Genomic DNA, 11,436 nt, shown 5'->3' on the forward strand with positions numbered 1-11,436 from the left:
GCGTCGAAGCCGTAACCGGCGTTGAAACCGGCGTAGAAGCCGGTCCAGGTGAACACCGGCACCGGCACGAACACCGGGGGAGCCGCGCGGCGCGGAAGGTCGGCGGCCGAAGCGGCGCCGGCGAGAAGGGCCGTGGCGGCGCTTGCGAGGATGAGGGTCTTGATCATGGTCGGTCTGCCGGGGAAGTCTGATGCGCACTCTCGGTGCGGTGTGATGTGAACTTAGCGATAGGACAGACCTGACCACTAGTGCAGATGCGCAACACTCAGGTCAGATTGGTGAAGCTCATATTGCTCAAAGAATGCGTTAGGGTTTTACTTACCATGTTGTTCATGGCCGCCACAGCGCACGTCCGCCCTGTTGGTTCCAAAACCAGCGAGAAGGCCGCGAAGCCGTAGACGATCGATTTGAATCGAGGGGACGAATGGAATGCCGATTGGCGTGCTCAATGCATGATCCAGAACCACGCCGGCGGGTCCCTCATGGATGCTATTCGCGGTACAGCCCGAACGGAACGCCGTGAAGGGCATCAGTCGTGGTTCGGTCGCTGAGGTGAAGCCTACGATCTTACCAGTCGGTTGAGCAGATGGTTCTGTAGCTAATCAACTCGACGCATGCCTTTGTCGACGTCGTCTCCATCTGCATCCCCTGGGACACCAGCATCGGCCTCGCGGTCGGAAAAATGAGGGTGGTCGGGGACCGGGAAGAGATCCTCCAGGCCCCGAGCGATCCCATAGAGCATTGGGTAAGACGGCGTGCCTTCGAGCGGCAGGCAGTAGTTAGCTTCACGCATGATGCTCTCGGGTGACGAAGAGGCCTCCTCAGGAGGCGCAAGCGATTGGTTGGCAGTCAGCGTTAATGACAAAACTCTGCGATAAGTTTCAAGAAAAACGAAACAATATCCACCACACGACATAAATACACCATCCCTGATCTGTGCGTTATCTAATTGCGCACAACCCGGATGCTTGGATTTGGCGCTCCGGAGTCAAGCCTCGTCGCTGCGCCATGGTCGTGAAGCGATGCCTGCTGAGGCATCCGTTCTCTCGCTCTTGCCACGCGGTTCGGCTGAGTGCTTCCCTCTCTTCATGATCAAATTCGAGTTGATCGTCCGCATCGCAGAGGAGAACCCGCGCCTTCGCAGGCGAGACGCCGAGGCTATCGAAAACACGATCCTGGGACGGATCTCCGACGCACTGGTGGCGGGCGAGCGCATGGAGCTTCGTAGATTTTTTGCGCCCGCTGCAGGCGGCGCATCTGGCGGAGGCGGAATGAGCGGCGGGACCGGTGGATCTGGCAGCAACTCTGGTAGTAGCGCAGGTACCGGCATGGGATCCGATACAGGCGGTGGTATGGGTACCAGTGGCTCTGGCTCCGCGGGCGGATCGTCGGGCACATCGGGGACCGGCGCAGGTGCAGCACCAAGCGGCACTGGCCGGTAACCCGAACTTGCCCCCGCCACCCAATTTGCTCATGGGCTGGCGGGGAGGATCGTCGATCCTGCAGCGTATCATGTCGGGACGCTGCAGAAGGCCGTAGCTGCAGCTGAAGCCCCGGACGCGGTTAGCCGTGCGACACAACGAGAGGGAGGCAACGACGTGTTCAGCCATATGGTGATTGGCAGCAACGACTTGGCCAAGGCGAAGGTCTTCTACGATGCGCTCTTCGGTGTCATGGGCGGCGAACCCGGCATGACGGATGCTCTAGGGCGCTTGGTCTACGCGCACCGCGGCAGCCGGTTCGTAATTACCAAGCCGATCAATGGGGAACCCGCGACAGCCTCCAACGGCGGTACCATCGGGTTCGGGATGGACAGCCCGGATGAGGCCCGTGCCTGGCACGAAGCCGGTGTCGCCCACGGGGGTACTTCCATCGAGAACCCGCCGGGCGAGCGTCAAACGCCGATGGGTCGAATCTATCTCGCCTACCTGCGCGACCCAGACGGCAACAAGCTCTGCGCACGCCACAAGGTTGCGGACTGAAGCTGCTCCCACCTGCCGATTGACCATTGGGCCCATACCAACAGGTGATAGCGGCGTGACGACGTTGAGGGCGAATTACGCAGCCTTCGTGCGCTTTGTGGCCTTCGGCTCCGCGGAGTCGCCCCGGTCGACGACACGGCCAAGGCCGATGGACTTCGCAAGCTCTGAGCGTCGCGCGGCATACTCAGGGGCGACCATCGGGTAGTCGGCCGAGAGACCGTAGCGCTGACGGTAGCTGTGCGGGTCGAAGTCATGCATGCCGAGGTGACGCTTCAGGGTCTTGTAGGTCTTGCCGTCGATGAAGCTGACGATGCCTTCCGGCGTCACCGACTTGCGGACCTGCGCAGCGCTCGGCTTCTCAATCTCAGCTTCCGGCGCGGCTGTAGCCGCTCCTGTTGCAAGCGCCTGAAGCGCACTGTGAACCTGACGGAGCAAATCCGGTAGATCGGCGGTCCGGACTGGATTGTTCGACACATACGCGGAGACGATATCGCCCGCGAGCTCGACGAAGTTGGCGATTTGATTTTCTATGTTCTCGGACATGCTGCTATTCTGTTGTTGTGCCTCGACCAGAGGGTAATCGTACATCCAAGAATGATTATCAAGCTTTGCCTTGGCCGATGGTCCCGGAGCGGGCTGGAAAGGTCTCGGCGATCGATCCCGGCAAAGACTGGTTGGCGGGAGCTGAGCGGACGGCGCATGCGTCCTGGATGTGTTCCGCTCAGGCATCCCGGGTCCGAAGCAGTTCTGCCATGGGGGCGCCAAGGGAACATCTGGGAGATGGGGCCCAGCGGAGAATAGGACGAGCGGTGCGTGTGACGCGCTCCCGGGAAGAAGCTGCCGCTTTCGTGACTCCTTCGCCACATCGGTTCCAGAACCGCCGGATCGGACTGCCCGGCGCCGCAATCGTACCGTAGCGTGTCTCGGTCTTGACGGTGCGTGAACCAATCGCCCGTCCAGCCTTCCAGCGAGATGGGCGTGGAGATGCGGGTGTTCGGAGCCTTTGGGTTCGGGCGTGTGACGGCTGGCAGTATGGTCGCTGTGACGGCGCTCGCTCTGCTGACGGCCTGCGCGGGGCGCCCCGGCGGGGTTCTCCTGCCCGTCGCCGGCGCCGGGCAGGTTGTGGGCACCTCGCGCGTCGATATGCTCGTCGCTACGACCCGCAAGTCCGCGGCCGACCGCGGCGTGCTGTTCTCGGGCGAGCGTGGCGAGGCGGTGACCTACACCGATCTCGCGGTCTCGATCCCGCCTGACGCCATCCGTCAGCCGGGCTCGGTCCAATGGCCAAAGGCGGTCCCTGGCAACCCGGCCACCGACTTCGTCGCCCTGCGCGTCGATCCGATCGAGCGCTCGAAGGTCCCGGCTTGGACGCACCGCGCCGTCCGGGGTTCAGCCAAGCGCCACGTTCTCGTGTTCGTCCACGGCTTCAACAACAAGTTCGAGGATGCCGTCTTCCGCTTTGCCCAGATCGTGCATGATTCCGGCGCCGAGGTCGCGCCCGTGCTCTTCACCTGGCCATCGCGCGGATCCGTTCTCGCCTACGGCTATGACCGGGAGAGCACGAACTTCTCGCGCAACGGGCTCGAGGACCTGCTGCGGGACCTCGCGAAGGATCCGAATGTCGGCGAGGTGACGATCCTCGCCCATTCCATGGGTAATTGGCTGACCCTCGAGAGCCTGCGCCAGATGGCCATCCGCGACCGCCGGATCGCCCCGAAGATCCGCAACGTCATCCTGGCCGCCCCCGACGTCGACATGGATCTTGCCCGCGCCGCCTTCCACGACATGGGCAAGGACCGCCCACGCCTGACACTGATGGTCTCCGGCGACGACCAGGCCCTGGCGGTGTCCCGCTTGGTCTGGGGCGACAGCGTCCGCCTCGGCGCCATCGACCCGACGGTCGAACCCTATCGAACGCAACTCGAGCGCGAAAAGGTGTCGGTGCTGAATCTCTCCGCAGTGAAGTCGACCGACGCCCTCAACCACGGCAAGTTCGCCAGTGGCGACGTCGTCGCCCTCCTGGGCAAGCGCCTCGCCGACGGCCAGCCAATCTCGGACGGTCAGATCGGCATCGGCGACCGTCTGGTGAGCACGGCCGCCGGCGCCGCGTCCACGGTGGCGACCGGAGCTGCCCTGGCCGTTGCCGCCCCCGTAGCCCTGATCGACCCCCAGACCCGCGAGACGTACGGCGAGCACCTCTCGAACGTCGGATCTGGCCTGCGAGACACCGTTGGATCGACCGTCGATCTCGCTGGCGCTCCGGTGCGTGCGCTCGGAAGCAGCGGGCGCTAGCGGTTTAACCTCTTCGGGGTCGAAAATGATGGCGACCAGTTGCGTGCATTGTTCGATCTGTTTTTGAGGCGGTCGAGTGGAACCCCGACCGCGTGGAGGCGGAGCACCGCCTGTTCTCGTTCCTGATCTGCGAGGCCAGCGGTATCGTCGGCCCGGTCCACCTGAAAGCCATGCCGGTCCTGCTGACGACGCCGGAGTGCTCTGCAATGTCCTTTCGCATACGGTCACGACACGGGAGTTGATTGCCCTGGCACACGCGGCGCATTCCTGCTGTCGCATTCCCACATCGACACGCGCGACGACGATTGACCATCAGCCTTCGGGTAACCGAAGGGCTGCATCCTGACGTCGAGCCACGTTGCGTACCGGCTCGGCTGTGAGATGGACGATCCTCCCCGCCGGCTCGTGATCAGATCGGGCGGCGGGGCAGCTTCATTGAATATTAACCCTACGACCCCCATCTCAGAACCATACCGATCACGGCTCTAAGGCCCGATCGGATGCGGCCACGATGCCGGGATAGGGTGACGCCGGATGTACGCGCACCTCGTTCCAGCGTCCGTGGCCGTTGTTATGTCCGGCTGCGGTGCAACCTTAACGGTTTGTTGCCGATGCGCGTTCAGGATGCCTCAACYTTTGGAGRATCCTGGCCCATGCGTGTGCTGCTGATTGAGGACGACGCCTCTGTCGCGCAGAGCATCGAGTTGATGCTCAAGTCCGAGAGCTTCAACACCTACACCACGGATTTGGGTGAGGAGGGGATCGATAAGCTCGAACGGGAATGGGAGACCGGNTCGGGCTACGAGGTGCTGCGCACGCTGCGGGCCGCGAAGATCAAGACGCCGATCCTGATCCTCTCCGGCATGGCCGGCATCGAGGACAAGGTGAAGGGCCTCGGCTTCGGCGCCGACGACTACCTGACCAAGCCCTTCCACAAGGACGARCTCGTCGCCCGCATCCAGGCGATCGTGCGCCGCTCGAAGGGCCACGCCCAGTCGGTGATCACCACCGGCGACCTGATCGTGAACCTCGATGAGAAGACGGTGGCGATCGCGGGYAGCTACGTGAAGCTCACGGGCAAGGAGTACCAGATCCTGGAGCTGCTSGCCCTGCGGAAGGGCACGACGCTGACCAAGGAGATGTTCCTCAACCATCTCTACGGCGGCATGGACGAGCCCGAGCTGAAGATCATCGACGTCTTCATCTGCAAGCTGCGCAAGAAGCTGGCGAACGCCAGCCAGGGCAAGAACTACATCGAGACCGTCTGGGGCCGCGGCTATGCCCTTAGAGAGGGTGCGCTGCAGATGCACGCCTTGGCTGGCTGACACTCGACAGAGGCCCCTCCCCCACGTTCTGGGTTAGGACAGGGCTACAATCCCTGACCTGAGCGCCCTATCCGTGACTGGCATACGCGAAGAGATCGAGTTGTCTGGCCCGAGCCGGGCTCGATGACTGCGCGCGTCGTCGCACCTTGAGGTCCGCCAGGCTGCCCCGGCTGTAGAAGCGCCGGAGACGGCTCGGGGCGTTCTTGCTGAGCTCCACCGTCTCACGGCCGGTCCGGGCGCAGAACGTGTCGGCGAGCCTCTGCAGTTAGTCGTTTTTGGCGTGCAGCCCCAGCGCCCCGAACTGGTCGAGGCGGACTGGCTTCGCTCACGTCAGCTTTCCGGAAAATCGTAAAGGCGGATTTCTGCATAAGCGCAATTACGATGCTGGAAACTCGCGTTCGAGCAGGTCGCGCATCACGTCAGCCATCTTCTGACCGCGGGCGGCGCACTGCATCTTCACCCGACGGTGCAGGCTTTCTGGCACGTCGATGGTGAAGCGGGACATTTTCTCCTTTGGCGCCTCAGCCGGCGCAGCCTTGATGGGCTTCAGGGCGGTCACAGTGCCCCCTTCCCGATCGCTCGCGGACTCGGCGCCACGGTTGGCGATCCAGGCGTCGGCACCGGTCGCCAGCTTCGAGCTTGGCACCCTGAACGATACCGACTTGCCACCCTTGCTCATGCGGCCTTCCTTTCTTTCTTAGTTTTGCTGCCGGCCTTGGTCAGCTGGAGTTCGTTGGCGAGCTGGGTCATCTCGATTGCGGCCTCGCTCTTGGCGTCGGTTTCGATCACCGCCCTCCCCTGTGCCGCGCTCTCAGCGTAGATCACCCGCTGGCAAAGGGCACTGGGCAGCACCGGAAAATCGAACTGCTCCAATGCGTTAGCAACATCACGTCCAATCGCCGTATTTACGATTTTGCGGTTAATCACAAAAACAGCTTTGATGTTTTCCTTAAACTGCTGGGCTTCGCGGATCAGCTGCACGGTGTCGGCGGAGGCCCACACATCGTAGGGTGAAGGCTGGACCGGGATCAGCACCACGTCGCTTGCGAGGATCGCCGCACGGCCAAGGTCGTTCACCCGCGGCGCGCCGTCGATGATCACCACGTCGTAGTCGGCGGCCAGCTCCGGCAGGTCCTTGTGCAGGGTCGGCTTGGCCATGCTGATCACCGGGAACAGCGGATCGGTTTCCCGGGCGGACGACCAGGCCATCGAGCTGCCCTGCGGGTCGGCGTCGACTAGCAGCACCCGGCTGCCGGCCTTGGCGCAGACGGCAGCGAGGTTGGTGGCGATGGTCGTTTTGCCGACCCCGCCTTTCTGGTTCAGCACCCCGATGATCATGCAGCCGCCTTTCTGGATTTGCGCATTTCCGGATTTACGATTTTCCGCAAAGCCGCTTCTGTAGGATTACGATTTCACACAAGCACGACCTTGCCAGTGGTTGGTTAACGGCTTGTTCTAACGGTGTGCCGCAAGGGCCACATTTCTGGAAAGGCACAGACGCACAAAATCGTATTTACGCCTTCCGGATGCGAAAGTACCGCCCTCCAGGCGGCGCGCAAAGCGAGGATCACCATTGCGCGTAGACCGCGAAGCAGGATCCCACTGGGATGCTGGCGGCTGTACCCGTGGTGCGTGGTCCGTACAGCATCGCTCGGTGATGAGCCGGGGCCACCTGTCTCTGTCCCTCTATGGGGGCGAGCATCAGGCGATCCTGACAGCAGCCGCGCACCACAAAATCGTAAAAGTGGATTTCCTGATTTTTACATCGCTGCCCAGAACGCTACCGCAGCCGCTGGCAGGGGCTGGGACTGCTGCTTGGCAGCTTTCGTGTCCCGACGATCCTAGGCGCCAGCGTCATCTCTCGCCATGGTGCTTTTGCTCCCTGCTCGTGATGGACGGAGCGGTGCGGCCGTTGACTTAACCATGCCGGCCACGCGACATGGCATGTCTGGCTGCACGCGTCCTAAGGGACGAGTCGTTCGCCGGCATCAGGAGAGATCACCGCCGCGAGATAGACCCTGAAACGACTACGGCCCCCCAGTCGCCAAACTGGAGGGCCGCGAAATCGATAGGCTGTGGGGCCTGTTTCCAACTCCTCACAAGCCATACAGCACCCTCGGGTGTCAAGTGAGAACGCCAATTCTCACGTCGAGAAGTCGTGCCTTGTGCCTGCCTGCGGCCCGTAAGGGACCGGGACGATGTTTCACGCCGCCATGAAGGCCGCGATTGAAGGTGCGCGAACGCTCGCGCAGATGGACGAGCTGTCGCGTCAGCTTTGGCAGGGACACGGGGCAGGGGTCTTGGGCGACCAGGAGGCCCAGATCCTGGCCGAACGCCTCCACGGACGCCGCAGCGCGATCCGAGAGGGCATCCGGCCGGTCGGCATCCCGACAGGCCGGGCAAGCCTGTTCCCGCCGCGCAGGAGCCTCAGGAGCCCCGATCGCGTCGCATCCTTGGAGAGGCGCCGCCTCTTGGCCTGCTCGGGTCCCTTGCCACCCCAGCTCGCCGCACGCTTCACGGAGGGGCAGCGAGCGGTCCTGCGCATCGTCGGCGACGAGGTCGCGGACAAGGGCGTGTGTGGCCTCTGCATCGACGCCATTGCCGCTCGAGCGGGTGTGTGCCGGCGCTTGGCGCAGGGGGCTCTGCGTCTCGCGGCGGGCGATGGCCTGCTGACGATTGAGGAGCGGCGCCACGAGGGCCGGAAGAACTCGCCCAACCTGGTGCGCATCATCAGCCGCGAGTGGCAGGCCTGGGTCCACCGGGGAGGGGCCCAGAAGCGAAGCGGGTTCCCGGTGGTTGCTGAGGGCTCGTCGCAGCCAAAGGCCCTAGGGTGCAAAGCGTTTCGCCCCACGGATAAGGGGATAACTCTGGGGACGAATTTAACGCCAGAACCCTCCAAGAAGCTGCCGGAACGGCAGAGCCTTGCCCATCGGTAGCGTGATCTCCGATCCTCTTCAGACAGGCAGACCCGGCGCAGCCATGCGTGGGGCGCGGGCGGCTGAACGATTTAAAGAACGCGGCCCTTATCGATCGTGTGGTGTGGTGTGGCAGGATCGTCCAGTACCCGACAATCGGACATACGCACTCTCGGTCTCTGTCGAAGCAGATGATGCGGATGGGAAGCATGGGCCTGGGTCATTCACCCGGATCCCAACGCCATGCTTATGCTGCGCTCACGATCTGACGATACCGATCCTGGTCGGGCGTGGGAGGCCGGGAACCTTGCCGCTAGGGAGATCGACCGTAGGCTTGGCATCTGCGTCGCGATTGGCCCTTCGGACGACGGATCCATGATGCGTGTGAGGCCTGCGTCGCCTCGTATCGGCTGACGCGGTCGCCGGCTGAAACCAAAAGGACGCTCGCTCGGGCACCCTGGTACGCCCTGAGCGGCATGAGGCTGAGCCTTTCCCCCGCACCCCCCGCGCGGCACAGGACCACCGCACGATGCTCCCCAGCCGGCGTAGAACCCAGCGAGGGAAGGGGAGCGACGCGTTGAGGAAACAGACCCTCGACCTAAGCTGCCCATCCCCAGCCAATCGTACGGGGAAGGCCAACCTGCAGATTCCATTCTCCTGGGCTGCCAAAGCGGCTTGTCACAGCTCCCCCGTGCCCCCTCGACCCCCTTGGCATCCCCCTGGCCGGGCCAGCCTCCCAAACCGCGGGCAAACCTGTCTCGACGCCCTTGCCGGGACGGTGCCATTAACGCAGGCCCGTGGGGGCCTCCTCGGGTCGCCTTGGCATGGTCTGGAAGGCTTCCACATGCTGCAGGCACCCGCGCGCGCCTCGCCACGTGGCCCTTGGGGCTGCTGGAGCGATCTGGGGCTATCCTAGGCACTTCCTGGGGGTGGGGAGCCTTCAGCCTGCCCTGACCGGTCATCCTGACCGTCTCCGACGTGTATCGAAGGGTTGGCCTACACAGCCTCGGCGGCGCTGACGGTAAGCGCCTGGCACAGGCTTCCAGGATCATGCCGTTCGCATGGATGGCGAGCGCCTCCACAGATACGATGCCAACGCCTTTCCACGGATGAGCTACGCCGAGGATCGCGATGGCCTGACAGAGCTGCGCCAAAAAAGTTTTCGCCAATTTCGCGCGAGTTTTTAGGTCGCTAAAGACCCGGTCCGCGGCCGGATCTCGCCAGGGATGGACACCCCCCCCTACCCCCAGGCCGCGCGCCGGTGGCCTACCGTACGATCCGCAGCGTCTGTAAGGGCGCTCCGCCCGTACACCTACGCTGCGTGGTCACCTTCATACCAGAGATCGTTCCTGGCTTGCGTGAAGCCGACGATCCGGCGTGATAGATCCTATCTCAACCGCTGTTTGCTCCAGCGACCGCTTCCAGACACCTTCGGGCGTGCTCCTGCTCCCAGGACCGTTTTACCAGCGCAATTGTCCACAGCTGCAGGATGCCGCACTGACTGGCAGCAAAGCTCGGTGTGGATCACTTTTCTCGATTTAGGGAGGCTAGGGAGGATAGCTCCGCAGGGAAACCGCTTGCCTCCCAGATTTCTTTCTTCTCTAACTCTTTGTTTTATATAGATCTTATTTGTGATTAGGGAGGATAGGGAGGATAGGGAGGCAAAATCCTAGTTAGGCTATGTGAGAAGAAGGAAAACAGGCTGACCCCCAAGCCCCCTCTCTTCACAAGGTCCAGGTCGGATTTTGCCTCCCTATCCTCCCTAGCCTCCCTAGCCGCCAATAAGCCATTGATTTTACGAAGATTTATTTGCGCCCCTCGCAGGGAGGGTAGCTGAAGGCTGATCCGCTATCCTCCCTAGCCTCCCAGACCGCAGGCTGAGCGGACCGATAAAGACGTCCGCGGCTTCCCTTGCGAAACATTCAACAGGCTAAACCAGCTTGGCACGAAGCACAAAGCTTCGCCGGCGGCCACGATGGACACATCGATTTCCAAGTGCTAGCTGTTTTATAGATATAATTCGAAATTTAATGTTAGACCTTACGAGGCTTAGACCTTTAAGCCTTTAAAGGTCCAAAGGTGAGGCCTGAAAGAAACATTATCAGATCGGAAGGAATGGTGCGGGCATCTCGCCGGCGGGGAAGGGGGTATTGGGGCCCGCCATACCTTCGATCACGTACCTGCGGATGCTTGTTTTCTGAAGAGCATATTAATCAGGGGCAGAGTCATATGGGAAAGAAGATAAAGCAGCGTAATTTGAAGAAAGTAATCCGTCCTGAAGTAAATCCGGAGATCTCAACCTCATTAGAGCAGACAAATCCGGTTGCGTTCGATGAGACTGTCTCGATTGTTATGTTTCTTACGGAGTCAGACCGGTTCAGGCTGAAGGAATATGCTTTAGCCGAACGCACTTCGCTTCAACGCCTAGGGCAATGTGCATGGAATGCATTTCTTGTAAGTAAAAAGCAGCCGACCTTGACCTTTGTATCCGCTGGTAAGACGAGGAAGGCAGGACTGAGGTAATAAAATTATATTTAGATCATGCACTTATAATATTTGTCTGCACCAAAACACTTAGCCTCAGTGCTGATGACCAAGATTCGATGGGCGTTCGGCCAGAGCTTCTGCGTCTATGGTATGCGGAACGTCCGGCGGGAGCTCAGCTGTGTACCGTGCGTAGCACGAGTGGACGCCAATGGCATCTCGCACGGCCTGACGCTGACCGGAGCCAACTGCCCCGACAATCGCATGTGGCAGACTTCACTGCGACTGATAGGGCCCTCGGAACAGGTCACCTACCGCCTTGCGACGAAAGAGAGTTCGCCAGCGACGGCGTTGATGCTCAGGGCGATCGTGGTTCATATGGCAGCGCTGGCAGAAGGCGGCGAGGTTCTTGGGCCCGTTGTTGGCGGTATCATGGTC

8 protein-coding genes and 4 pseudogenes are annotated in these 11,436 nt (G+C 61.9%); 8 read left to right on the plus strand and 4 right to left on the minus strand.

Annotated elements, in window-relative coordinates; genetic code table 11:
- Positions 1–598: 598 nt before the first annotated feature.
- Positions 599–793 carry a hypothetical protein gene (locus ASG51_RS24230; protein WP_156389730.1) on the minus strand — a complete coding sequence of 65 codons (195 nt, stop codon included), beginning with the start codon at positions 791–793 and terminating at the stop codon, positions 599–601.
- 295 nt (positions 794–1,088) lie between these two features.
- On the opposite strand from ASG51_RS24230, the pseudogene ASG51_RS25100 reads away from it, so the two are divergent.
- Positions 1,089–1,238, plus strand: a pseudogene (locus ASG51_RS25100) (HU family DNA-binding protein); the annotation flags it as partial.
- Positions 1,239–1,598: 360 nt separating this feature from the next.
- Positions 1,599–1,982, plus strand: a complete 384-nt coding sequence (locus ASG51_RS14810) for a VOC family protein (RefSeq protein ID WP_056381625.1) — start codon at positions 1,599–1,601, stop codon at positions 1,980–1,982.
- Positions 1,983–2,057: 75 nt separating this feature from the next.
- Here the strand turns inward: ASG51_RS14810 and ASG51_RS14815 are convergent, their stop codons facing one another.
- Positions 2,058–2,525: a MucR family transcriptional regulator gene (locus ASG51_RS14815; RefSeq protein WP_056381637.1), complete on the minus strand. Its 468-nt coding sequence runs from the start codon at positions 2,523–2,525 to the stop codon at positions 2,058–2,060.
- Positions 2,526–2,921: 396 nt separating this feature from the next.
- On the opposite strand from ASG51_RS14815, the gene ASG51_RS14820 reads away from it, so the two are divergent.
- The 4 genes and pseudogenes from ASG51_RS14820 to ASG51_RS14825 form a co-directional block, all read left to right on the plus strand.
- Positions 2,922–4,274 (plus strand): alpha/beta hydrolase, encoded by a 1,353-nt coding sequence (locus ASG51_RS14820; RefSeq protein ID WP_244480157.1) that lies wholly within the window; start codon positions 2,922–2,924, stop codon positions 4,272–4,274.
- An 80-nt stretch (positions 4,275–4,354) separates the two neighbouring features.
- Positions 4,355–4,471, plus strand: a pseudogene (locus ASG51_RS25105) (SOS response-associated peptidase); the annotation flags it as partial.
- Positions 4,472–4,927: 456 nt separating this feature from the next.
- Positions 4,928–5,067, plus strand: a pseudogene (locus ASG51_RS25110) (hypothetical protein); the annotation flags it as partial.
- Between the two features lies 1 nt (position 5,068).
- Positions 5,069–5,599 (plus strand): annotated as a pseudogene (locus ASG51_RS14825) (response regulator transcription factor); the annotation flags it as partial.
- A gap of 376 nt (positions 5,600–5,975) precedes the next feature.
- Here ASG51_RS14825 and ASG51_RS14830 read toward each other — a convergent pair.
- Complete coding sequence (locus tag ASG51_RS14830) at positions 5,976–6,278, minus strand: hypothetical protein (protein WP_056381632.1); 303 nt, start codon at positions 6,276–6,278, stop codon at positions 5,976–5,978.
- Positions 6,275–6,937 carry a ParA family partition ATPase gene (parA, locus tag ASG51_RS14835; RefSeq protein WP_056381633.1) on the minus strand — a complete coding sequence of 221 codons (663 nt, stop codon included), beginning with the start codon at positions 6,935–6,937 and terminating at the stop codon, positions 6,275–6,277. The genes ASG51_RS14830 and parA overlap by 4 nt, the downstream gene beginning before the upstream one ends.
- A gap of 860 nt (positions 6,938–7,797) precedes the next feature.
- Between parA and ASG51_RS14840 the strand changes: the two genes are divergently transcribed.
- Positions 7,798–8,535: a hypothetical protein gene (locus ASG51_RS14840; RefSeq protein WP_244480158.1), complete on the plus strand. Its 738-nt coding sequence runs from the start codon at positions 7,798–7,800 to the stop codon at positions 8,533–8,535.
- A 2,664-nt stretch (positions 8,536–11,199) separates the two neighbouring features.
- Positions 11,200–11,436, plus strand: a 237-nt coding sequence (locus ASG51_RS24765) for a hypothetical protein (protein ID WP_210168766.1), incomplete at its 3' end; no start/stop codon positions are given.

The sequence above is a fragment of the Methylobacterium sp. Leaf465 genome, assembly GCF_001424705.1.
Taxonomy (GTDB): domain Bacteria; phylum Pseudomonadota; class Alphaproteobacteria; order Rhizobiales; family Beijerinckiaceae; genus Methylobacterium.